General features: G+C 36.0%; 28 protein-coding genes, 1 pseudogene and 2 other annotated features (1 of these 31 cut by a window edge). Of the genes and pseudogenes, 14 read left to right on the top strand and 15 right to left on the bottom strand.

What is annotated here, in order from left to right:
* Nucleotides 1-14 (bottom strand) — a binding site (T-box leader) (it extends 231 nt beyond the left edge of the window).
* A gap of 42 nt (nt 15-56) precedes the next feature.
* Nucleotides 57-294 (bottom strand) — a binding site (T-box leader).
* 306 nt (nt 295-600) lie between these two features.
* Together putP and MKY00_RS06780 are read left to right on the top strand one after the other, a co-directional pair.
* On the top strand, nt 601-2,079 hold the full coding sequence (putP, locus tag MKY00_RS06785; RefSeq protein WP_016716894.1) for a sodium/proline symporter PutP: 1,479 nt from the start codon (nt 601-603) through the stop codon (nt 2,077-2,079).
* Nucleotides 2,080-2,242: 163 nt separating this feature from the next.
* Complete coding sequence (locus tag MKY00_RS06780; RefSeq protein ID WP_016716893.1) at nt 2,243-2,641, top strand: Ig-like domain-containing protein; 399 nt, start codon at nt 2,243-2,245, stop codon at nt 2,639-2,641.
* Between the two features lie 24 nt (nt 2,642-2,665).
* Here MKY00_RS06780 and MKY00_RS06775 read toward each other — a convergent pair whose 3' ends face one another.
* On the bottom strand, nt 2,666-3,061 hold the full coding sequence (locus MKY00_RS06775) for a PH domain-containing protein (protein WP_016716892.1): 396 nt from the start codon (nt 3,059-3,061) through the stop codon (nt 2,666-2,668).
* 87 nt (nt 3,062-3,148) lie between these two features.
* Here MKY00_RS06775 and MKY00_RS06770 point away from each other — a divergent pair, with 87 nt between their 5' ends.
* The gene (locus tag MKY00_RS06770) at nt 3,149-3,820 is read left to right on the top strand and encodes a DUF4386 domain-containing protein (protein ID WP_016716891.1); all 672 of its coding nucleotides are present in this window, start codon (nt 3,149-3,151) and stop codon (nt 3,818-3,820) included.
* Here the strand turns inward: MKY00_RS06770 and MKY00_RS06765 are convergent.
* Both MKY00_RS06765 and MKY00_RS06760 read right to left on the bottom strand, forming a co-directional pair.
* Nucleotides 3,810-4,385, bottom strand: a complete 576-nt coding sequence (locus MKY00_RS06765; RefSeq protein WP_016716889.1) for a Crp/Fnr family transcriptional regulator — start codon at nt 4,383-4,385, stop codon at nt 3,810-3,812. The genes MKY00_RS06770 and MKY00_RS06765 overlap by 11 nt on opposite strands.
* A gap of 76 nt (nt 4,386-4,461) precedes the next feature.
* Entirely contained in the window at nt 4,462-5,373 is a 912-nt protein-coding gene (locus MKY00_RS06760) for a DMT family transporter (protein WP_016716888.1), read from the bottom strand.
* Nucleotides 5,374-5,576: 203 nt separating this feature from the next.
* On the opposite strand from MKY00_RS06760, the gene MKY00_RS06755 reads away from it, so the two are divergent.
* The 6 genes from MKY00_RS06755 (at nt 5,577) to exsF (ending at nt 10,790) form a co-directional block, all read left to right on the top strand.
* Entirely contained in the window at nt 5,577-6,308 is a 732-nt protein-coding gene (locus tag MKY00_RS06755; protein WP_016716887.1) for an alpha/beta hydrolase, read from the top strand.
* Nucleotides 6,309-6,400: 92 nt separating this feature from the next.
* Nucleotides 6,401-6,919 carry a YjcG family protein gene (locus tag MKY00_RS06750; RefSeq protein WP_000765876.1) on the top strand — a complete coding sequence of 173 codons (519 nt, stop codon included), beginning with the start codon at nt 6,401-6,403 and terminating at the stop codon, nt 6,917-6,919.
* Between the two features lies 1 nt (nt 6,920).
* Nucleotides 6,921-7,343, top strand: coding sequence for a GNAT family N-acetyltransferase (locus tag MKY00_RS06745; RefSeq protein ID WP_000543274.1), 423 nt, complete (start codon nt 6,921-6,923; stop codon nt 7,341-7,343).
* A gap of 99 nt (nt 7,344-7,442) precedes the next feature.
* Nucleotides 7,443-9,509, top strand: coding sequence for an ATP-dependent helicase (locus MKY00_RS06740; RefSeq protein WP_000191172.1), 2,067 nt, complete (start codon nt 7,443-7,445; stop codon nt 9,507-9,509).
* Between the two features lie 142 nt (nt 9,510-9,651).
* On the top strand, nt 9,652-10,119 hold the full coding sequence (gene cotY / locus MKY00_RS06735) for a spore coat protein CotY (RefSeq protein ID WP_001277715.1): 468 nt from the start codon (nt 9,652-9,654) through the stop codon (nt 10,117-10,119).
* A 167-nt stretch (nt 10,120-10,286) separates the two neighbouring features.
* Nucleotides 10,287-10,790: an exosporium protein ExsF gene (gene exsF / locus MKY00_RS06730; protein ID WP_016716886.1), complete on the top strand. Its 504-nt coding sequence runs from the start codon at nt 10,287-10,289 to the stop codon at nt 10,788-10,790.
* 76 nt (nt 10,791-10,866) lie between these two features.
* Here the strand turns inward: exsF and MKY00_RS06725 are convergent, their stop codons facing one another.
* A complete protein-coding gene (locus MKY00_RS06725) occupies nt 10,867-11,052 on the bottom strand; it encodes a hypothetical protein (protein WP_003266501.1) in 186 nt (61 codons plus the stop codon).
* A gap of 101 nt (nt 11,053-11,153) precedes the next feature.
* Complete coding sequence (locus MKY00_RS06720) at nt 11,154-11,513, bottom strand: DUF1360 domain-containing protein (protein WP_000899662.1); 360 nt, start codon at nt 11,511-11,513, stop codon at nt 11,154-11,156.
* A gap of 125 nt (nt 11,514-11,638) precedes the next feature.
* Here MKY00_RS06720 and exsY point away from each other — a divergent pair.
* A pseudogene (exsY, locus tag MKY00_RS06715) lies at nt 11,639-12,098 on the top strand (exosporium assembly protein ExsY).
* A gap of 60 nt (nt 12,099-12,158) precedes the next feature.
* Here exsY and MKY00_RS06710 read toward each other — a convergent pair.
* The 10 genes from MKY00_RS06710 to MKY00_RS06665 all read right to left on the bottom strand — a co-directional run bounded on the left by MKY00_RS06710 (nt 12,159) and on the right by MKY00_RS06665 (nt 20,151).
* A complete protein-coding gene (locus MKY00_RS06710) occupies nt 12,159-12,674 on the bottom strand; it encodes a spore coat CotO family protein (protein ID WP_074585543.1) in 516 nt (171 codons plus the stop codon).
* A gap of 141 nt (nt 12,675-12,815) precedes the next feature.
* Nucleotides 12,816-13,586, bottom strand: a complete 771-nt coding sequence (gene fabI, locus MKY00_RS06705; protein ID WP_000421885.1) for an enoyl-ACP reductase FabI — start codon at nt 13,584-13,586, stop codon at nt 12,816-12,818.
* A gap of 109 nt (nt 13,587-13,695) precedes the next feature.
* Entirely contained in the window at nt 13,696-14,550 is an 855-nt protein-coding gene (gene rfbD / locus MKY00_RS06700) for a dTDP-4-dehydrorhamnose reductase (RefSeq protein ID WP_016716883.1), read from the bottom strand.
* 11 nt (nt 14,551-14,561) lie between these two features.
* A complete protein-coding gene (gene rfbB, locus MKY00_RS06695; RefSeq protein ID WP_016716882.1) occupies nt 14,562-15,530 on the bottom strand; it encodes a dTDP-glucose 4,6-dehydratase in 969 nt (322 codons plus the stop codon).
* Between the two features lie 15 nt (nt 15,531-15,545).
* Nucleotides 15,546-16,091: a dTDP-4-dehydrorhamnose 3,5-epimerase gene (gene rfbC, locus MKY00_RS06690; RefSeq protein WP_016716881.1), complete on the bottom strand. Its 546-nt coding sequence runs from the start codon at nt 16,089-16,091 to the stop codon at nt 15,546-15,548.
* 8 nt (nt 16,092-16,099) lie between these two features.
* Nucleotides 16,100-16,837, bottom strand: coding sequence for a sugar phosphate nucleotidyltransferase (locus MKY00_RS06685; protein WP_016716880.1), 738 nt, complete (start codon nt 16,835-16,837; stop codon nt 16,100-16,102).
* A 14-nt stretch (nt 16,838-16,851) separates the two neighbouring features.
* Nucleotides 16,852-17,532, bottom strand: coding sequence for a glycosyltransferase family protein (locus MKY00_RS06680; RefSeq protein ID WP_016716879.1), 681 nt, complete (start codon nt 17,530-17,532; stop codon nt 16,852-16,854).
* A gap of 12 nt (nt 17,533-17,544) precedes the next feature.
* Nucleotides 17,545-18,231, bottom strand: coding sequence for a glycosyltransferase family protein (locus MKY00_RS06675; protein WP_001271197.1), 687 nt, complete (start codon nt 18,229-18,231; stop codon nt 17,545-17,547).
* Entirely contained in the window at nt 18,228-18,917 is a 690-nt protein-coding gene (locus tag MKY00_RS06670; protein WP_016716878.1) for a class I SAM-dependent methyltransferase, read from the bottom strand. Before MKY00_RS06670 ends, MKY00_RS06675 begins: the two co-directional genes overlap by 4 nt.
* A gap of 133 nt (nt 18,918-19,050) precedes the next feature.
* Nucleotides 19,051-20,151 carry a glycosyltransferase gene (locus MKY00_RS06665; RefSeq protein WP_016716877.1) on the bottom strand — a complete coding sequence of 367 codons (1,101 nt, stop codon included), beginning with the start codon at nt 20,149-20,151 and terminating at the stop codon, nt 19,051-19,053.
* A 165-nt stretch (nt 20,152-20,316) separates the two neighbouring features.
* Here MKY00_RS06665 and MKY00_RS06660 point away from each other — a divergent pair, with 165 nt between their 5' ends.
* The 4 genes from MKY00_RS06660 (at nt 20,317) to MKY00_RS06645 (ending at nt 23,975) form a co-directional block, all read left to right on the top strand.
* Entirely contained in the window at nt 20,317-21,168 is an 852-nt protein-coding gene (locus tag MKY00_RS06660; RefSeq protein ID WP_073530300.1) for a BclA C-terminal domain-containing protein, read from the top strand.
* 122 nt (nt 21,169-21,290) lie between these two features.
* A complete protein-coding gene (locus MKY00_RS06655) occupies nt 21,291-22,136 on the top strand; it encodes a TylF/MycF family methyltransferase (RefSeq protein WP_016716875.1) in 846 nt (281 codons plus the stop codon).
* A 138-nt stretch (nt 22,137-22,274) separates the two neighbouring features.
* A complete protein-coding gene (locus MKY00_RS06650; RefSeq protein WP_016716874.1) occupies nt 22,275-23,033 on the top strand; it encodes a class I SAM-dependent methyltransferase in 759 nt (252 codons plus the stop codon).
* 6 nt (nt 23,034-23,039) lie between these two features.
* On the top strand, nt 23,040-23,975 hold the full coding sequence (locus MKY00_RS06645; RefSeq protein ID WP_016716873.1) for a glycosyltransferase family 2 protein: 936 nt from the start codon (nt 23,040-23,042) through the stop codon (nt 23,973-23,975).
* Nucleotides 23,976-24,067: the final 92 nt, after the last annotated feature.

The following is a 24,067-nucleotide window of genomic DNA, read 5'->3' as shown; positions in this document are numbered from 1 at the left end:
TTAAACGATTTCATTTATTTAATTTTTTATACACAAAAAGGGAGTACTCATCCTATAGAAAGGACGGGTACTCCCGTGGTGCCACCTTAATTCGTTACGAATGTAACGCACTTTACCGTATCAAAAACAATACGTGTCTCTTGTATCGATGAGATCATGTCGCCAAAGCCTACTTCTTTCGTTTCGGTTTGGAAGCTCCGAAGCCCATTCCACATCAATTCCATACTGATTCGCACCAACCATCAGCTCTCTGACATGTTCATCATGTGTACTCTTCTTCATCAACGCTTGCATTTTTTTAAGTTGCACTCATTATAGACCTGACTTTTTTCACAAGTCAATACTTTTTCAAAAATTTTATTTTTCTTTCCTTTCAATATTATATTGACAAAACAACCGCTTTTTATGTAAATATAATAAATACTCTATTAAAAATAAGGTTTTTTGTATGAATATTATATATTAAAAAAGTAAAATAACATCAAAAAACGCTTACATTTCTGAAAATTCATATTTCTATATGGATTTTTCAGAATAATCATGATAGATTATAAATATGCATAACGCATCAAAAGACATGACAAAAGGAAGGGGAACTACATGAGTACGCAGATGTTAACTTTAACTTCAATCTCTATCTACATGCTCGGGATGTTAGTAATTGGCTATTTCGCTTATAAACGAACGTCCAACTTAACAGATTATATGCTTGGCGGGCGTACACTAGGCCCCGCAGTAACAGCATTAAGCGCTGGAGCATCCGATATGAGTGGTTGGCTTTTAATGGGATTACCCGGTGCAATGTTTAGCGTTGGATTAAGTAGTAGTTGGATTGCGATCGGCCTGACACTAGGCGCATACGCAAACTGGCTATATGTCGCTCCTCGCTTACGTACCTACTCAGAAATTGCAAACAACTCTATTACTATCCCAGAATTTTTGGAACACCGCTTCCAAGACAAATCTCACACGCTACGCTTAGTATCCGGACTTGTTATTATGATTTTCTTTACTTTTTATGTAGCTTCAGGATTAGTTTCAGGCGCTGTATTATTTGAAAATTCATTTGGTATGAACTACCACGTTGGATTATTCATTGTAGCTGGTGTTGTTGTCGCTTACACATTATTTGGTGGTTTCTTAGCAGTGAGTTGGACAGACTTCGTGCAAGGAATCATTATGGTAGTTGCTCTTATTCTTGTTCCTATCGTAACAATTATGAATTCGAACGGACTGGGACCTGCATTTGATACAATTCGTTCTGTAGATCCAACACGTTTAGATATTTTTAAAGGTGCCTCTACTTTAGGAATTATTTCTTTATTTGCATGGGGCCTTGGTTATGTTGGACAACCTCATATTATCGTACGCTTTATGGCGATTTCCTCTGTAAAAGAAATTAAAAGCGCACGAAGAATTGGTATGAGCTGGATGATTTTCTCTGTTGTCGGAGCTATGTTTACTGGCCTTATCGGTATTGCTTACTACTCACAACAAGAGTTAACATTATCTAACCCAGAAACAATTTTCCTTGAACTCGGAAAAATTTTATTCCATCCACTTATTACTGGATTTTTATTAGCAGCTATTTTAGCAGCGATTATGAGTACAATTTCATCTCAATTACTCGTTACTTCTAGTGCTATAACAGAAGATTTATATCGTACTTTCTTTAAACGTTCTGCTTCTGATAAAGAGCTTGTATTTGTCGGCCGTATGGCTGTTCTTGTTATTGCACTAGTTGGGTGTGCATTAGCGTTTAAACAAAATGATACGATTTTAGCTCTTGTTGGATACGCTTGGGCTGGATTTGGCTCTTCATTCGGACCTGCTATTTTATTAAGCTTATATTGGAAACGTATGACGAAGTGGGGCGCACTTGCTGGTATGATTTCTGGTGCCGCTACTGTTATTATTTGGACGCAATTCAAATTCTTAAAAGAATTCTTATATGAAATGATTCCTGGTTTTACTATTAGTTTACTAGTAATCGTAATTGTTAGTTTACTAACACAATCTTCAAAAGATGTTGAAGAGCACTTTGAGACTTTTGAAAAGCAACATAGTCATAATCTATAAAGAAAAAGCTCTGCTGTTATCGTATCAGCAGAGTTTTCTTTTTCTCAAAGTTCGACAATCTTCTGCTCGAATTTAACAATTTCTTTATGTTTCATTAAATTAAACGTAACACTACTCCTTTATAGTAGTACTATCAGCACTTATACAGAAAGGGGACTCCAACATGTTAGCAGCTTTCCAGCAACAACAAACACGAAAATTTTCACCTATCACAAATACTTCTGCGTCTTGTTTGAACATACAACCTAATCCACCCAAAATTTCAATTGCTCCTTCTGTTATTTCAGTCATTGGTGTTCATATGGAAAAAAATAAGTTAAAAGTAAGAACGGGACAAAGCACTGAGTTATCAGCTTCTGTTTTGCCAGTGCAAGCAACGAATCAAGAACTTATTTGGACAAATATGAATGCTGATGTTATCACACTGTATCCAAAAGGTGATACAGTAACGATTACTGGAAAAAGTGCAGGTAGAGCAGTCGTAATTGTTACAACTGCTGAAGGAAAATTCAGGGACCTATGTATCATTCATGTACAACCTTATATGACAAACCCAAAGTAAAAGAGTGGCTATGAAGCCACTCTTTTACTTTATTTCAATGTGTAGATTTTTACTTGTAACAAGATTGATAAATTGCTCTTTATCTTTAGGAGAAATAATTTCTGTTTGATGTGTATCGTAAACAATTTCAAGTCGATCAAGTGACAATGCATAGGCTGCTACTGGATTTTTCGTATTTGAAATTTGTTTTATATCTCGTATCAATATGCGCTTTTTCACGAAACCGGATCTAATAGTAATTGTTTCTTCTCCAACAATATATTTTGTTGAAAACCAACTCCACATCAATAAGATAGCTAATGGAATTGTGAAAAACAAAAGAAAATATTCTCTTCCTGCAAATATTGGAGCAAAACACGCTCCAATGACAACGAAAAAAATCGGATATAACCATACATCTTTTTTTGATAGAAATTCCACTAAACGTCCCCTCTCTTGATTTAAGTCAATGAATCCCCTCCTCTTCCCTGTTACAATGAAAACAACATTAGAATAGGAGGACGGATTATGACTGAGCGAAAATTTGCCTTATTTGCAGGCACTTCTCTTCTTATCATGGCATTCACTGCATTTTTTTCTTACGGTTTTGTTCATGGAAATCTCTTTGTACCAAGTAATGCGAGCACGACACTCCATAATATTCAAACTTCAAGTTCACTTTTCAAAGCAGAAATTTTCGGATGGATTATCATTTTCATTACGGATATTATCACCGCATGGGCTCTTTATTTCTTTCTAAAGCCGATTCATACTAGCCTCTCATTACTAGCATCCTTGCTTCGTCTTATGTATACATCGATACTTGGGATCGCTATATTCAATCTAATATTAGTATTGCTACTTTCAAAAAGCACAATCGCAAATTCAGAAACATATACGATGTTGTTTCTCAGTTCATTCGAGTACACTTGGTCTGTAGGGTTAATCATTTTCGGCTTACATCTTTTTGTTTTAGGTTATGTAACTTTTCTATGTAAACATATACCGAAATGTATTAGTATACTACTATTCTTGGCTTCTATCGGTTATATCGTAATTCACGTCATGAATACAATGTTTTCACAATATGATGCGATGATCTCCATTCTTAATGTTGTCTTTCAACTACCGATGATCGCAGGTGAACTCGGATTTAGTATATGGCTATTGATTAAAGGTGGAAAAAACGCTACTGTTTGAGTCGTTTCTTAATTCTGCTTAATGATTCTGGCGTAATACCTAGATAACTTGCCAATTGATATTGAGGAACACGATTGATTAAATGCGGTCGTTTTTGTAATAATGATTTGTAGCGCTCTTCTGGTGTCGATGCAATAAATAATGAAAGTTCTTCTTGTACCTCACCGAAATTGTATTCAATCATTTGGCGTGTCATTTCTTCTAATTGTGAATATTTCTTATACATGTCCTTTTCACTATGCAGGTCGCCAACTACAACTAGACAGTCTTCTAAACACGTTAACGTATGCGGGGATGATTTATCTTGTTTATGATGATTAAAATTTGCGATTGTTTGTTCTTCTGTATAAAAATTTGATGTAACTTCTTTTCCTACTTCATCTATACTATGTTGTCTAACGCATCCTTTTAATACAAAATAACATTTTAACGAAACATCTCCTTGCCTTAGAAGCACTGTTCCTTTTTTATATTCTTCAATTTGTAATTCACTGAGAATCATGTGCTGCTCTTCTTCACTTAGTGTTGTAAGGCTCTGCATATACTTCTTTAATATCTCTTCCATTTCCCTCCCCCTTCTACGCCCGTATTTCTATAAAACAAAAAGAGAAGTATCACAACTTCTCTTTTCTCTCTTAACATTATAATTCCTGTGTATAAACAGGCTCGTTTACGACATTTTTTGCTGTTCGTTTTTGTTGCTGCAATAAGAAAACAGATACACCAAACAATACGAGTATGCTACCGATTATTTGCATAGCATTTAATCTTTCCCCAAGTAAGAAGAAAGCTAGTATTGATGCTCCAACTGGTTCACCTAAAATACTCATTGAAATTGTTGTTGCATTTACGTAGTTTAATAACCAGTTATTAATGACGTGTGACACTGTCGGCACGACCGCAAGTAAAAGAAAAATGGTCCAATCCCACTTTGTATAACCTGTAAAAGGCACTTGCAATGCTATATTATAAATCCCCATAAAAATACCGGCGAATGCAAAGACTGTAAAGCTGTAAATCCAGTGTGATACTTTCTTTACTGTCGTTTGGCCGATAAATAAATAACCGACAACTGCTATTACACTTAAAAAAGATAATATATCGCCATAAATTGCTTGTTCACTTAGTCCTAAATCTCCCCAACCAATACACACTACACCTAATATCGCAATTGCCATTGTCGCAATGGCTGAGTATGTTGTTCTTTCTTTAAATAAGAAAAAACCTCCAACTAAAGATACGATCGGCTGAAGTGCTAATATAATCGTCGAACTCGCAACTGTTGTATGCTTTAAAGATTCAAACCATAAAAGAAAATGAAGTGCTAAAAAGAAACCAGATCCGATTAAAAATCCCCAATCTTTTATTTGAATCTTACTAAACTCTTCCCGTTTTTTCCAAACAATAGGCAGCATAAGAAGTACGATAATCCATAATCGATACATACTTAATATGGAAGATGGTGCCGAGGACATCTTTACAAAAACTGCTGCGAATGAAATGGCTATAATGGAAATAGCTAATGGTAGCGCGATTGACCTTTCTTGTTTCAAATTCTGTCTCCCCTCTCCCCTGTCAAAAATCCCACTTCATTATATCCGTTTTCTTCCCTAACTTAAATACTAATTTTTTAGATTCTTCGTACCATTATGGTAAAATAGAAACGAAAGCACCTATTAGTGAATATTTCTTTCTTTTTCACTACAAGCGTCGCTCTTACAATCATTACAGTAAATTTTTATTTAGGGGGATCTACATGAATCAAACAATTGGGAGAATTGAAGAGATTTCATTTTATAGTGCATCACTTCAAGAAGATGTTACACTTCTCGTTTACTTACCGGTAAATTACACACCGCTGCACAAACATACAGTGGTCATTGCACAAGATGGAAGAGATTATTTTCAGCTTGGTAAAGCACACCGTGTAATTGAGCGCCTTCGTGAAACTGAAGAAATTGACCGTACAATTATTGTCGGTATTCCATATAAAAATGTACACGATCGTAAAGAAAAATATTTCCCAAACGAAGTAAAAAACGCTGCGTATATTCGTTTCCTTGCTCATGAACTTGCACCATATATCGATGAAAATTATCCAACGTACCAAATGGGAAAAGGTCGTGTGCTAATTGGTGATTCTCTTGGCGGAACAGTTTCCTTTATGACCGCACTTATGTATCCGCATACATTCGGTAAAGTTGTTATGCAATCACCATTTGTGGATGAAACAGTGATGAATTTAGCAAAAGAATTCAAAAATCCGGAGGCGCTAGAACTTTATCACGTCATTGGAACAGAAGAAACAGCTGTAAAGCGCACGGATGGACAAGTATCTGATTTCGTAGGGCCGAACCGTGAGCTTAATACGCTTCTGACAGATAGAAATTTCATTACACATTACGAGGAATTTGAAGGTAATCATACGTGGAAATATTGGCAAACTGATTTACCGAAAGCTTTCTCTCATATGCTATCAATGAAATAATAGAGAGCAGTATTCAGAATAATTTGATATAATAGAGTAAGAGAGGTATTTTCTCAAAATCTAACTAGACTTACAAAGGGAGGAATTGGAACATGAAATTAGGCATTGTAATTTTTCCATCTAAAATGATTCAAGATAAAGCGAACGGATTGCGTAAACGTTATGATCCGCACTACGCATTAGTTCCGCCACATATTACATTGAAAACACCCTTTGAGACGCAAGATGAACAATTAGAATCGATTGTAAACGAGTTACATACAATCGCAAGTAAAACGAACCCTTTCACCCTTCATGTTGGAAAAGTTGGTTCATTCGCACCTGTTAATAATGTTATTTATTTTAAAGTAGAAAAAACACCTGAACTTACTTTCTTAAATGAGGAAATGCATAGCGGATTCTTTACACAAGAACGCGAATACGCTTTTGTACCTCATTTAACAATTGGACAAGGCTTATCAGATGCAGAGCATGCTGATGTACTAGGTCGATTACGTATGAAAGATTTCTATTACGAACAACCAATTGACCGCTTCCACCTTCTATATCAATTAGAAAACGGAACATGGACTGTACACGAAACATTCCGCCTAGGAAAGGGGAACAACTAATTTGCATGCACAGATCGTACAAACGGACGAACAACTAAGAGATGCATTCTCTGTACGTAAGCAAGTATTTGTGAAGGAACAGCAAGTTTCTGCCGAAGAAGAGTATGATGAGTTTGAAGAAACTTCCATACACGTTGTTATATATGATAATGATGTTCCCGTTGGTGCTGGACGTTTTCGCACCATTGATGGAATAGGAAAAATGGAACGCATTTGCGTACTAGCTTCCCATCGTAAAAAAGGCATTGGAAAAATTGTTATGGATGCACTTGAAGCATATGCGAAGGAAAACTCGCTACCAAAATTGAAGCTGCATGCTCAAACACATGCCGAAGATTTCTATAAGAAACTTGGATATGTAACGAATTCTGATGTATTTATGGAAGCAAATATTCCTCACATCGTTATGATAAAAGAATTGTAATTTGAAAACAGGAGGTATCCCCTCCTGTTTTTTACATTGCTATTTTCTTTTTCTTCCGCTAAAGTTAAATGTTGATGCTATAGTTTTGAAGGTGAATATATGACACAAGAAAAATTTTCACAAAAATCATTAACGCACGCTGATATTCCACGTGCAACATATCATATTCCAAAAACATCTACCCATTTAATTATGGAAGAAGATGCAGATGCAGCGTATTTTCGCGCTCTCGAACAGCAAAATGTATTTTTAAACGAAAAACAATTAGAAGCCGTACGAACGACAGAAGGCCCTGTTCTTACACTGGCTGGTGCCGGAAGCGGGAAAACATCTGTTTTAACGACTCGCGTCGGCTATTTAGTAAATGTAAAACAAGTTCATCCGCGAAATATTTTATTGCTTACATTTACACAAAAAGCGGCTGAAGAAATTCGAAATCGTGTAGCGAATTTACCAGGCATGAATCATGCCGCAAGTAGCTATGTTGTTGCTGGTACGTTCCACTCTGTCTTTTTAAAATTACTTCGTAGTCAAGGATATAATCAGCAAATTTTAGCAAACGAAAAACATAAACAAATTATGATAAAGAAAATTTTAAAAGAATTGCGTTTAAAAGACGATTATGATGCTGAAACGATGCTCGCGATGATTTCACTTGAGAAAAACAAATTAAATCGTCCGAAAGATGTAAAAGCAAAAACACCCGTTGAACAAGAATTTAAAGAAGTATACGAGCGTTTTGAAGAAGTGAAACAACGATATAATTATATCGATTTCGATGACATCTTATTAGAAACATATTATATGTTAGAAAATAACGCTCCTTTGCTTACCCAATTACAACAACGTTTCCACTATATTGAAGTAGATGAGTTCCAAGATACATCGTATGCTCAATATGAAATTGTAAAATTGTTAGCTTCTCCAAGAAATAATTTATTTATCGCAGGTGATGACGATCAAGCTATATACGGTTGGCGAGGGGCAAGTCACCAAATTATTTTATCTTTTCCAAAAGAATTTGATAACACTACGATTATCGCCCTTAATACGAATTATCGATCCAATCCTTTTATTGTCGGACTTGGAAATGAAGTTATCAAACTAAATCAAGAACGGTTTGATAAAGAGCTATATTCTGTTCGTGAAGAAGGTGTACAACCTTTTTATGCAAGACCGGCTACAACTCTTGATGAAGCAAATCAAATTTTGCAGCTCATTCAAGAAAAAGTAGATAGTGGTGAACGAAATTATAAAGATTTTTGTTTGCTGTATCGCACACATTCTGTAAGCCGTTCGTTACTGGATCAGCTTACCATTCATAAAATCCCGTTTATTAAGCACGGTGCGAGTCAGTCATTTTATGAACATTCGTTAATTAAGCCTGTATTGGATCATTTACGACTCGTAATTGAACCGTTTCGATTAGAATCACTTTCAAACATATTGCCAACGATGTATATCGGGCGTGATGATTGTATTTCATTTATTGAACGTGAACAATGGAAATATGGCGAAGGTCGTTTCCCTTCTCTTCTTCATTTCTTATTATTAAATCCGAACTTAAAACCTTTTCAAGTGAAAAAGGTAAATGAGCGTATCGATTTTATTAAATTTATAAAAGAATTAGAACCGAAAAAAGCATTAAAAGAAATTATTCATGGTAAAGGAAAGTATTTAGAGTACTTACAAAGTAACGATCGTTCTTCCTTTACGATGCATAAAGATATACAAGAAGAAATGTTAGAAGAATTAATGGAGTCGGCAAATCGCTTCACTGATATTCCAGCTTATTTACAATTTATTGATGAAGCCATTCAAGGTCAAAAAGAAATGGAAGCATTAAAAACAATGCCACAAAAAGATGCTGTTTCACTTATGTCTATTCATAACGCAAAAGGCCTTGAATTTCCATGTGTCTTTTTACTCGGAGCGAGCGATGGTATTCTGCCCCATACTTCTTCTTTAAAAGATGCAAATGATCGTGTTACAGAGACTTCTGAAGCTTTAGAAGAAGAACGCCGACTACTTTATGTCGCAATTACACGTGCGAAAGAAGAATTGTACATTTCCTCTCCGCAATTTTTTAGAGGAAAAAAATTAGATATATCTCGCTTTTTGTATACTGTGCGAAAAGATTTACCTGAAAAGACATCCACGAAATAAGGATGTCTTTTTTTATATTGCAATATGTACATCCCTCCTATATAAATTCCCTCTTTTTATCATAAGAATTAACGTAATATCAACCATATCCCACTCATATTGTAATAGTGTATGTCAGAACTCACGAGAAGGAGTGAACATAATGAGCTGCAATTGTAACGAAGATCATCAACATGATTTTGATTTCAACTGTGTATCTAATGTCGTTCGTTTTATACATGAACTACAAGAATGTGCAACGACAACATGCGGATCTGGTTGTGAAGTACCCTTTTTAGGAGCACATAATAGCGCATCAGTAGCAAATACACGTCCTTTTATTTTATACACAAAAGCCGGAACACCATTTGAAGCATTCGCGCCATCTGCAAGCCTTTCTAGCTGCCAATCTCCAATTTTCCGTGTCGAGAGTATAGATGATGATGATTGCGCTGTATTGCGTGTATTAACTGTAGTATTAGGTGATACTTCTCCTGTGCCACCTGGTGACGATCCAATCTGTACGTTTTTGGCTGTACCAAATGCAAGATTAATATCGACCAACACTTGTCTTACTGTTGATTTAAGTTGCTTCTGCGCTATTCAATGCTTACGTGATGTTACGATTTAAAACTAAATAATGAGTTAAGCATGGATTGGGTGGCAGAGTTTTCTGCCACCCAATCCATGCTTAAAAGGTATTATTATGTATTTTTCATAAAATTGGGAACTTGTCTAGAACATAGAACCTGTCCCTTTCATTAACTGAAAGTAGAAACAGATAAAGGAGTGAAAAACATGTTCTCTTCTGATTGCGAATTTACGAAAATCGATTGTGAGGCGAAACCAGCTAGTACACTACCAGCATTCGGTTTTGCTTTCAATGCTTCTGCACCTCAGTTTGCTTCATTATTCACACCATTACTTTTACCTAGCGTCAGTCCAAACCCAAATATTCCTGTCCCTGTAATAAATAATACAGTAAGTGTCGGAGATGGCATTCGAATTCAAGTAGCTGGTATTTATCAAATCAGTTATACATTAACAATTAGTCTTGATAACGTTCCTACCGCACCAGAAGCTGGTCGTTTCTTCTTATCATTAGGTACACCGGCTAACATTATTCCTGGATCAGGTACAGCGGTTCGTTCTAACGTTATTGGTACTGGTGAAGTAGACGTATCCAGTGGTGTTATTCTTATTAACTTAAACCCTGGTGACTTAATTCAAATTGTACCAGTTGAGTTAATTGGAACTGTAGACATCCGTGCTGCAGCATTAACAGTTTCACAAATTGGTTAGTAAAAAGCGGTATTTCTTCATTGAAATACCGCTTTTTATATGTATAATAAAAAACACTCACAGTAGCATGAGTGTTTCATTCTTCATAGTGTTTTATTGTATTCTTCTTTTTCCCACAATTGCATCCTTTTTTCTTCACAAATCCTTGTTGTTGCAATTGTTCTTGATATGCCTGTTGTTGTGCATGGTGCTGTTGCTGTATGTTATACCATTGCTGCAGGTCATATGAATTTTGCCTTGGATTATTGCTCACAGCAAACATCTCCTCTACTGTCAATTCTGTCTATTTACTATATGAACAACTCTTTATTTCCGTTCCCTCATTCTTTTAAACTCCGCTTTTTCTCGTATTATGAAAATATATTATTCTCCCATAAAGTATCCTGTAATCGTTTCAATGATTGCTGCTGCTCCTGCAATAGCTAATAACGCAAGTAACGGTTCTGCAACGATAGGGATCCAATTATATAACACTAATAAAAAAGCACTAACCCATACACCTGTACACCAATAACAGCTTAATAATTCGCCAATCCACTTTCTTAATCCTTTACCTTTTACTTTTGTAAAAGTTGATACACTTCCATCCGGCTCCGTAATCTCTAATTCGTCAATAAACGGTCTTCGCAAAAAAGCTGTAATTTTATCATAAACAATTAAACGGGTGAGCCTAAATGCCGCTAACGCGAAAATAAAAAATAAAAGCCAACTTGTAAACAGCATGATTCCACCTTCCCTTATCTTCTTTCGCCTATTTAAAAAAAAAGGTCTTGAGATTGTGACCAAATCTCCTCGACTCCAATATCTTATTAATGTAAATACAAACAAGAAGATAAGGAGTGACATTAATGAGTTGTAACGAAAATAAACACCATAGCTCTTCTCATTGTGTAGTTGACGTTGTAAAATTCATCAATGAACTTACAAGATTGTTCTACTACAACGTGTGGGTCTGGTTGTGAAATCCCATTTTTAGGTGCTCACAACACTGCATCAGTAGCAAATACACGCCCTTTTATTTTATACACAAAAGCTGGAACACCATTTGAAGCATTTGCACCATCTGCAAGCCTTTCTAGCTGCCAATCTCCAATTTTCCGTGTGGAAAGTGTAGATGATGATAGCTGTGCTGTACTACGTGTATTAACTGTTGTATTAGGTGACGGTTCTCCTGTACCACCTGGTGATGATCCGATTTGTACGTTTTTAGCTGTACCAAATGCAAGATTAGTATCGACATCTACTTGCATTACTGTTGATTTAAGCTGTTTCTGTGCTATCCAATGCTTACGCGACGTTTCTATCTAATAAGTGAAGTAAACTAAAAAACTATTGGGGTGGTAGAAGATTTCTACCACCTTTACATATTTAAAAGCCGGCCATACTAATCGACTGGATATCATCTATAGACAACTTAATATCTCGCACACTATTTGGCGGCATAATCGCTACAATTCCATTACGATACGATATGATTGATCCAACATATGAGACTGTAGCTGTTTTTATTCTGCACCTTACTTTCGGAATGTAATGAGGGCGATTTAATAAAAAATGAATTTTCTCTTCATTATTCATATCCTTAAATGATTTATTATACGGGACAGTTCTCACTGGTTCTTTCTGTTCTTGTTCCTCTTCTTCTATTTTCTCTTCTACTTGTTGCTCTTCTTGTTCTTCTATTACCTCTTCCACCGCACTACTTACAACATTTTCGTTTCTATTACTTTCCTCTTTTTGATCCTCATTTTCAAAGTTTGTTAAAATAATTCTTTTTATTTTCGGTGCAGCAAGTTCCAAACTTACTTGCGCAATATATAACAACGGTTTTCCAACTGTTGAACTTTTATTTTTATTCTTCACACTCGTCCCTCCCACTTCCATACGTAGCTGAATAAATTGTGTACTATTATAGTTATATTCATCACATGGTAAGAACTTTCGTTAAAAATCGTTCTTTCCAAGAACAAATAAAAAGGACAATCTCAACATGTAGAGATTGTCCTTTAACAGTTCATATTATAATTATCCTAAGATATGATACCCTGAATCAACGTGAATGTTTTCTCCTGTTACGCCGCGTGCTAAATCACTGAATAAGAATACTGCTGTATCCCCAACTTCTTCTGGAGTTGTTGTACGACGAAGTGGTGCGCGCTCCTCAATTTCTCTTAAGATTGAGTTAAAGTCGCCTACACCTTTTGCAGATAACGTACGAATTGGACCTGCAGAAATAGCGTTAACGCGAATGCCATGTTGACCTAAATCGTTCGCTAAATATTTCACGCTCGCTTCTAATGAAGCTTTTGCAACGCCCATAACGTTATAGTTTTTCACAACGCGCTCGCCGCCAAGATATGTTAACGTTAAAATATTTCCGCCTTCTGTCATTACTTTCTTCGCTTCTCTTGCTACAGCTGTTAAGGAGAATGCACTAATATTTTGTGCAAGTAAAAATCCGTCGCGAGAAGTATCTACAAATTCACCTTTTAAGTCGTCACGATTTGCAAAAGCAATACAGTGGGCAACACCGTGAATTGTACCAACTTCTTGCTTGATTGTTTCAAAACAAGCGGTAAGCTCTTCATCATTTGTTACATCACAAGGTAATACAAGTGATTCTTGTCCTTCTAATGTATCCGCTAATTCACGAACGTTTCTCTCTAAACGTTCTCCTGCATATGTGAAGATTAATTTTGCACCTGCATTATGCAAAGAGCGAGCAATTCCCCATGCAATACTTCTTTGGTTCGCAACGCCCATAACAACAAATGTTTTCCCTTGTAATAGTTCCATGATATATCCTCCCAGAAATACTTATACTTGTTATTAGTACCTGATACTATAATTATAGTAACATAAAACCTCTTAAAGGCAAACAAAAAAAGTCATTAACTTAAAATTGTTAATGACTTTTTGTTTCTATAAAAAAACGCTCTAATCCTTCTTCCCAAGAAGGCATTTGTAAAAAACCATTTAATCGTAGCATGTTATGTTGGAAAATAGAATATTTTGGTCTCGCTGCCGCCGCTCCAAATTCTTCAGTTGAAACCGGTAATACATCCACTTTCATATTTGCATACGAAAATATTTTCTTTGCAAATTCAAACCAAGAACATGATCCTCTATTCGATACGTGATACGTACCGTATACAGAAGTATGAATGAGCTTATTAATCATTACATTTAAATCCGCCACATACGTAGGAGAACCGATTTGATCCGCTACAACAGATACTTCTTCCCTTTCTTTCCCTAATCGCATCATCGTTTTCACAAAGTTATTTCCATACTTACCATATAACCACGATGTACGAACGATAAAGTATTTATTATGTAACTCTTTGACGAACTGCTCTCCCGCATATTTAGAAGCCCCGTATATATTTATCGGCGCCGGATTATGAAATTCATCGTACCCTTCCGGTCTATCACCTTGAAATACATAATCTGTACTAATATAAACTAACTTCGCCCCCACTAATTGTGAGGCAACTGCTACATTTCGAGCCCCTATTGCATTTATTCTATAAGCAAGATCTCGTTCTTTCTCAGCTTGATCAACCTTCGTATACGCTGCACAATGAATAATGATATGTGGCCTTATTTCTTGTACTACTTGCTGCACTTTGGATATATTTGTGATATCTAGTAACTTTTTATCAAATGGATATATGTCATATTCTTCAGGATTTAACTCTTCTTGTAGTTGCTTTCCCAATTGACCATTTGCTCCTGTTATGATAATCCGTTCTCTCATTTATATGCCCCTTACTTTTTTAATGGTTTCCACCATTCCTCATTCTTCTCATACCATTGCACCGTTTCTTGTAACCCTTGCTCAAACGTATACTTCGGTTCCCAATCAAATTCATTCTTCATTTTCTCTGCATCAATCGCATAACGGCGGTCGTGTCCTAAACGATCTGTCACATATTCAATATCCTTTTCCGTTTTTCCTAAGAGAGTAATAATTTGTTCCACAACATCTATATTTGTTTTTTCATTATTTCCACCTATATTATATACTTCTCCTATACATCCCTTATGCAAAACAACGTCAATCGCACGACAATGATCCGTTACATGTAGCCAATCTCTTACATTTAATCCATCGCCATATAACGGTAATTTTTTTCCTTCGAGCGCATTCGTAACCATTAACGGAATTAATTTTTCAGGATATTGATACGGCCCATAGTTATTGGAACAACGTGTTACGATAACTGGTAATTGATATGTTTTATAATAAGATAAAGCTATCATATCGGCGCTCGCTTTGCTTGAAGAATATGGACTATTTGGAGCTAACGGGGTTTCCTCGGTAAATCGCCCTGTTTTTCCTAAAGAGCCATACACCTCATCCGTTGATACTTGCACGAGTTTAATATGCGGATATTTTTTTACTAATTCTAATAAAGTGACTGTCCCAATTACATTTGTATCATAAAAAGGGATCGGATTTTCAATACTACGGTCCACATGTGATTCAGCTGCGAAATTGACAATGACTTGCACATCACGTTCCTGAATAACATGCTCCAGTAGCTCTCCATTTTGAATTTCCCCTTTTACAAAATAGTAATTCGGATGATCTTGAATAGACTTTACATTATTTAGGTTTCCACTATATGTTAATGCATCGAAATTAATAATTTTATATGTTTCATAGCTTTGTAACATATAATGTACAAAATTACTTCCAATAAATCCTGCTCCACCTGTTACTAATATATTCATAAACAACTCTCCTACTCAAAAACTATCTTCACATTCCTGAAGTGATGGTAATATTCGATCTTTGTCAGACAAAATAGGACTTGTTACCGGCCATGGAATTGCTAATTCTTTATCACTCCAAAGTACCCCTGAATCATGATCAGCACTATAATACTCATCTACTTTATACATAACAATCGTATGCGGAACAAGTGTACAAAAACCGTGCACAAATCCTTTTGGTACTAATAATTGCCGATGATTATCTGCACTTAAAATATATCCTCTCCACTGCCTAAATGTTGGGGAATCTTTTCGCAAATCGACGATAACGTCATAGATTGCTCCTTGCATAACTTGAATAAGTTTCGTTTGTGCTTTCGGATTTTTTTGAAAGTGTAATCCCCGAATCGTTCCCGCTTCCGCCGAATATGAAACATTATCCTGTACAAATGAATACGTAATCCCTAATGTTTCTAGCACCTTCTTATTATAACTTTCAGTAAAAAAGCCACGCCCATCTCCAAATAACCTCGGTTCTAACAATTTTGCGTCAGTAAAGTTTGTTTCTATAACTTTCATATTCTCACCTATTCTCCGTTAAACTGTTTACCAAAGTTTATATCCCGCGCTAACGTATTCGCCCTTTGAAGAGAAATGTGAGTTCCTGCATCAGTCCACCAACCGCTCATTTCATTATAAGTAAGTACCCCTCGTTTTAAATACCAATTATTAATATCTGTAATTTCAAGTTCTCCCCTTGCGGAAGGTTTTAATTCTTTTATATAAGAAAAGACTTTCGAATCATACAAATAAATTCCTGTGACTGCATAGGAACTTTTCGGCTCTTTCGGCTTTTCTTCAATTTCAATTATTTTGTCGTTTTGAATATGTGCTACGCCAAATCTCTCCGGATCATCTACAGATTGCAGCAGTACTTTCGCACCCTCTTTTTGATTTGCAAACTCTTCAACATACGGACGAATATCATCAGAAAAGATATTATCTCCTAATATAACTACCATACGATCTTTCCCGACGAAATCTTCACAAAGCCCTAATGCTTGCGCAATTCCGCCAGCCTTATCTTGTACACGATACGTAAAAGACACGCCAAACTCTTGACCACTTCCTAAAAAACTAACAACATCTCCCATATGCTCTTTACCTGTAATAATCATAATATCTGTAATCTCGCACTGTTTTAGCTTATATACCGCATGATAAATCATTGGATAACGTCCAACAGGAAGCAAATGTTTATTCGTTACTTTCGTTATTGGATATAATCTCGACCCAGTTCCACCTGCTAAAATAATTCCTTTCACCCTGCATCTCTCCCTTATGATGGAGATAATATATCTTTGTAATGTTCTACAAACACTTTCCGCTCCTTCTCATATGTATCCGCATCAAACTCATCCCCGTTGTAGTGAATACACCATACATTTGCTTGATTAGGGATACCAATTAAATAACCTGCCTTTTGAAACTCTAAAGACTGCGACACATCATAAAAGTGGAATCCTTGAAATAAGTCTTCACGCCACGGAATATCATATTGCGTGGCCATCAATAAACCATCAATTGCCTGAACTGACAAAAATGGTTGATTCCCATAAAAAACTTGATCTAAATTTAATAATTGATAATTCTGTCTCCTGTACTCAATCACTTTCCCTACTAAATTTTTTCCTTCCCACCATATCCCGTTGCTCGGTAAAAACTGAGCACCAGCTACTCCAATTAAACCTAGTTTTTCGTTATCTTTAAAAAGAGAAATGAGTGTATAAAGCATCTCTCGATTAATAAGATAAGTATCTTGATGTATATAAACCTTATACTTCGCGGGATATGAAAGTGCTCGGTTATATGCACTCGCCATACTTTTCGCATCTCGTATCGGAAAAATTTGTACGACATAACCCGGGGGAACAAAAAGGTTTCTTATTTGTCTTTCGCATTGTTCAAATAGCTCTTCATTATTTATACAAACAACGACTAATATTGTATGATCTTTCATTTTGTAGCCCCTCTATTCGTCTTGATTTACATCTGACATATAGTGCTCTACAAATATCTTTCTATACTTTTCATAGTTGGTCATATCCACATCGATATGATAGTGAATGCACCACGCATCACGCTGTACAGGAACCCCAACTGTATAGCCCGCTTTTCTAAATTCAAACGATTGAGACACATCATAATAGTCAAACCCATCAAACAAGTCTTCCCGCCATGGAATATCGTATTGTGTTGCCATTAATAAGCCGTCAATACATTCTACAGGCATAAATGTTTTTGAGTCATGATACGGCTTTTCTTGACTTGCCATATAAAATAAATCATTCATATAACCAATGACTTTTCCAACAACTCCTCTGCCTACATTCCATATTCCATTTGGAGGAACATATTGTGCTCCAACCATACCAATCATCCCAAGATGTTCATGTTCTTGAAACAATTGAAGTAATCCATATAAAAACCCTACATTTACAATGAAAACATCTTGATGTATATACACTTTATATTTTGCCGGATGCGAAATTGCTTGATTATATCCGCTCGTCATACTTTTCGCATTCCGAATCGGCATAAACTGTATCGTGTATCCTGGAGGAACTGGCAATTGTAATATATGTCGCGCACATTGTGCATACATTTTCCGATCATTTATACACGTAACAAATAATATTGTTTTATCTGCTGCACTCATAATTGTGATTTTTCTGCTTCAATAATGTATTGAAATACAACCGTCTCAGCCATGAAGCCACTTCCAAGACGATATTTTTTACAAATACCATATAATTCCTCAATAAGCGGTTCATACATTTTATGATCAACATATACACGATCTACTTTACTAATTGAATAACCTGCTTTTAAAAACATTCGTAGCATTTCATTAAATGTAAAGAAACGAATATGTGTTTTATCTAATAAACCATATTCTGTATACGTCCAATTTCCAGCAAGTAAGGGAGCTAATACTGAAATGTGTGAAACATTCGGTATACTAGCCAAAATCACACCATTTTGCTTTATATACGGTTTTACTTTTTCTATTACCGCCCACGGATCAAATAAATGCTCTAATACGTCACCAAATATAACGCAATCAAATTGCTCCTCCTCATACGGCATATCCATTGTTTCTATATCGCCTAAAACAACATGATCTAGTTTTTCTTTTGCTTGTTCTGCTGCCTCTGGGAATGCTTCAATTCCAGATACACGTGTGCCATTTTCTTTTATGGCAGCTCCAAGTGCACCACTCGAACAACCGATATCAAGAACTTCTTTCCATTCCTTTTTTATATGTTTTAATACATTCGGATTCACTGCATTATAATAATGCCCAGACTTTTCTTCATATAAAGAATTTTTTGGGGAATTCATTTTACACACTCCTTATGCAAATTGAATTTGAAATATAAATCTCGTCTAACGTCTATAGATGTAACCAATACTTTACTATATAGCCAATCTATTAGAGTTAGAATACCAATAAGCCATTTCTAAAAAAAGCAACCTATAACGATTTATATTGTTTATCAAAAACACTCCGAAAATATTTGCGGTTATATTCAATTGCAGCATTATTCGGAACATAAGAAGCTGCTAATTCATTGTAATAATAAGCTTTATCTTGCTCACCTAACTTGCTATAACAAATACACATTTGTAAATAAGGAAGCCATGTGTAGCTCGCTGGACTATGAAACGGACTCTCCGTCGCCATTGGTACTTCCGTTGCAAGTTTAAACCAAAATATCGCTTCGTTATACTTTTGTTGTTCCATATATATATATCCTATTCTTGTACAATTCTCTCCTCTAGGAACATCATATCGAAACGACTTCACGCAAGATTCAATCGCCTTTTCCCATGATCCAAGCTTTGCATAGCAATCTCCTAATTTACCACATGCATAAATTTTCTCTTCATACCAACCCTCTTCTTGATTAAGAAATGTTTCATATAGTAAAACTGCATCATCATATTTTTGATTATCCATAGATTCATTCGCATAATAAAACAAATCTCTCGGACTCAATTCTTCCCCAGCTGCTACAGCATCTTGAAAAATTTTCAAATTACGATTCGTTACTTTCTTCTCTTTTTTATGCGTGATCGCAACATTACTATTAAAAATCTCACCAAAAATAGCTAAATACTCATGCACCTTTCCAAACCATTGAAACTGTTTTTCACGCTTTACAAGTCGATATCTTTTTGTACAATATAAAGGTTTCCCGTTAGAATCCATTACAAGATGATACGGCATCGAAACGGCATCCACATTAGGATCTAATTCTCTTTTTAATAGGTTCAATGCCTCTTGCGCATCTTCTAATAACACATCATCAGCATCTAGCCATAATATATATTCTTGCGTTGCTTTCGAAAAAGAAAAATTTCTAGCTGCCGCAAAATCATTAATCCACGGAAAGTCATATATGTTAGAGGTATATTGAGCTACAATTTCTTTCGTTCGATCAATGGAACCTGTATCCACTATAATAATTTCATCAACAATTTTTTCTACTGCGTCTAAACATCGACCGATTGTATCTTCCTCATCTCGAACAATCATACATAAACTAATTGTAATTCCTTGCTTGGTCAACATAATCACCCTCTTCCAAATCAATCATATGTTATACATACAATAAACTTTCCACTTTTTTAACTTGCACAAGCAGTTTAAGATTTCTTTTCAATAATTCAAATGTCCGTGTCATTTTCTTCCGGTTTTGCATCTACTATATAATGAACGCTTTATGGAGGTGAATTTATGTCAAATAATAATTATTCAGATGGATTAAATCCCGATGAATCTTTATCAGCTAGTGCATTTGACCCTAATCTTGTAGGACCAACATTACCACCGATACCGCCGTTTACCCTTCCGACTGGACCGACTGGACCAACTGGGCCAACTGGACCAACTGCACCAACCGGGCCGACTGCACCAACTGGACCGACTGGACCAACTGGACCGACTGGGCCGACTGCACCAACTGGGCCAACTGGGCCGACTGGACCGACTGGGCCGACTGGGCCGACTGGTGCGACTGGGCCGACTGGTGCGACTAGTGCTACCGGCGCGACTGGTGCGACTGGTGCGACCGGACCGACTGGGCCAACTGGGCCGACTGGACCGACTGGTGCGACTGGCGCTACTAGCGCTACTGGACCAACTGGTGCGACTGGTGCGACTGGGCCGACTGGACCTTCTGGGTTAGGACTGCCAGCAGGATTGTATGCCTTTAACTCAGCCACAGTTTCTTTAGCTCTTGGCGTTAATGATCCAGTACCATTTAATACTGTTGGATCTCAGTTTGGTACAGCAATTTCTCAAATGGATCCTGATACTTTCGTAATTAGTGAAACTGGTTTTTATAAAATTACGGTTATTGCTTATACAGCGGCAGTAAGTTTATTAGGAAGTCTTGCAATTCAAGTTAATGGCGTTACTGTACCAGGTGGAGGCACAAGCTTAATTTCACTTGGAGCTCCTATCGTTATCCAAGCCATTACACAAATTACGACAACACCATCACTCGTTGAAGCAGTTGTTACAGGAATTGGATTATCACTAGCTCTTGGTACAAGTGCATCAATTATTATTGAGAAAATCGCTTAATTTTGTACTTAGCAGTAAGACTGGTATTAGTCTTACTGCTTTTTCATTTGTAAATTCAATCATTAAATCTCTCTTTTCTACATAGTCATAATGTTGTATGACATTCCGCAGGAGGCACTTATATGGAAAATAAATCAGCTGTTCAGCTTTATCTTGAATTATTAAAGAAAACAATTTTATTTGAAATATGGTTAGAATACGAACCATATTTACCTGCTTCGTTACATATATCTAAAGAGCTATCATATGAACCAGTTACTGTTCCGCTTCCTTTATTTCTTAAACAGTACGTAGAAAATCACAATTTAAAAATCGTTGACCCTAACGTTTCAAAAAGTGAGCGGCAAGGCGGAAAAGATTGGCCAAGAGCAGCACATAGTATGATTGGCCGAAAACGTATGAATCAATTACATGCGGCTATGGAAACTGTTGTCCGTGAAAATATAGAAGGTGATTTTATTGAAACTGGTGTATGGCGCGGAGGATCATGCATTTTTATGAATGGTTTTTTACAAGCAAATAACATTACGGATCGTACCGTGTGGGTTGCCGATTCGTTTGAAGGTCTACCAGCACCTAACTTAGAACAATACCCAAAAGATTACGGTGATTACTTGCACACATTCGATTACTTACGGGTTTCTTTAGAAACAGTGCAAGAGAACTTTAGAAAATATGATTTATTAAATGATCAGGTAAAATTTTTAAAGGGTTGGTTTAAAGATACATTGCCTTCAGCACCGGTAGAAAAAATTGCAATTGCTCGTCTTGATGGTGATATGTATGAATCAACGATGGATAGTCTTGTAAACTTATACGATAAAGTGTCAACAGGTGGCTTTATTATTATTGATGACTACGGATTAGTAACATGCGCAGAAGCTGTAACAGATTTCAGAAATGAAAGAAACTTACAAGCTCCTATTACTAAAATTGATGATTTCGGTATTTATTGGCGGAAAGAATAGAATACAAGTTTATTTTTTTGAGAGGAACTTTATACTACTTATTCATAAGAACCACTCGTGTAAAGTTCCCCTCACTATAACTGATGAACTTATACACAATAGAAATCCCCTACTTTACTATAAGGACGGAGTGAATGTATGAACGAAAACGAGAAAAAATCCACATTAATTCCACCTCCAGAACTCGTTCAATATGTAGGTGGTGACTTTGAAGAAGTTGGAAAAGAGTTTATGCAGTATTTTATTGAAATTGGCAATGTAAAACCAAATGAAACAGTGTTAGATATAGGTTGCGGTATCGGCCGGATGGCGGTTCCATTAATGGATTATTTAAACGATGATGGTACTTATTATGGATTTGACTTATTCACTAAGGGAATTACATGGTGCAAAAATAACATTTCAACACGCCGTAACAATTTCCATTTTGAACATGTCGATATATATAATCAATTCTATAATCCTGATGGAAAAGAAGATGCTTCCCAATACAAGTTTCCATATGAAGATGAATCATTTGATTTTATTTTTTTAACGTCTATATTTACCCACCTCCTTCCGAAAGAATTGGAACATTACTTAAGTGAAATTTCTCGAGTTTTGAAAAAGGATGGGAGATGTTTCATCACTTTCTTTTTAATTAACCCTGAATCTTCCTATTATTTAAATGCAGGTCTAAGTACGTTAGGTTTTTATCATCAAATTGACAATTGTTATGTTCTAAATAAAGAAATTCCGAATTTCGCAGTTGCCTATCTTGAGAAAGATATTCTTACCCTATTAAATAAGTATGGACTAGAAATGCAGACTCCTCCCCATTATGGCTCATGGTGTGGCAGAACTGAGCATACAAGTTATCAAGATATTATTCTTACACAAAAAAATTCTGAAAGGTAGTTGTATATGAATAATATAAAAAATCTGCCGCTCGTTTCCATCCTTATTCCTACCTATAATCGACCACATTATTTTAAAATTGCTCTAGAAAGTGCATTAGCACAAACGTATTCCAATATTGAAATCATTGTAGGAGACGATAGTACAAATAATGAAACAGAAAAATTAATATACCGACATTATTTACATAAGCATAAAAATATAACATACATTCGAAATACCACTACTCTAGGGCAATTTCATAACGCACTTATGCTCTTAAAACAGTCAAATGGAGAGTACATAAATTTCTTAATGGATGATGATATATTTTATAGTGGTAAAATTGAAAAAATGATGTTTTATTTCCAAAAAGACTTAGATCAAAATCTCGCACTTATTACATCTTATCGTACTTGGATTAATGATGATGGAGAAATAATTGAACAACATCCCTCCATGAAAAGGTTATATGATGAAGATACTCTACTAAACGGGAAAGATTTTGGAAACCATATGCTTATATTGGGACAAAACATTATTGGTGAACCTACGACTGTACTCTTTCGAAAACATCTATTAGCAGAACCTTTCGGCACTTTAAATGGTAGAAAATATGGTTGTAGCGTTGATATGGCCTCTTGGATCAGTTTACTGTCAAGAGGTGATGCGATGTATATAACGGAGCCCTTAAGTTCATTCCGCCTTCATACGGGACAGCAAGTACATCACAAATTCCTTGAAGGCTGTGAAGATTTTTCACATCTCGTTTTAACCTCCAAAAAATATGGTTTCTTACAAGATAGCACCCATTATAAATCGAGTCTGTTAAAAGCTTGCGAATGGCACGATGATGCCACGAATTTTTACCGATTATTCCCAGATCTCATTCCAACTTCCGATACACATGCCCGTCTCTCCCATTGTTTAAATATCATTACAAAAGAACTCCGTGCCATATAGTCCATCACACGGTAGGCACTACTCCTTCCGTGTGATGTATGACTTCCCACAAATAGTGGAATAAATGTATGCATAGTCTGCTTGTATATTAT

Origin of the sequence: Bacillus sp. FSL R9-9834 (assembly GCF_038006905.1) — a bacterium.
Classification (GTDB): Bacteria; Bacillota; Bacilli; order Bacillales; family Bacillaceae_G; genus Bacillus_A; species Bacillus_A pacificus.
Note: the sequence above shows the minus strand (reverse complement) of the source record. Positions and strands in the feature narration are given on the sequence as shown.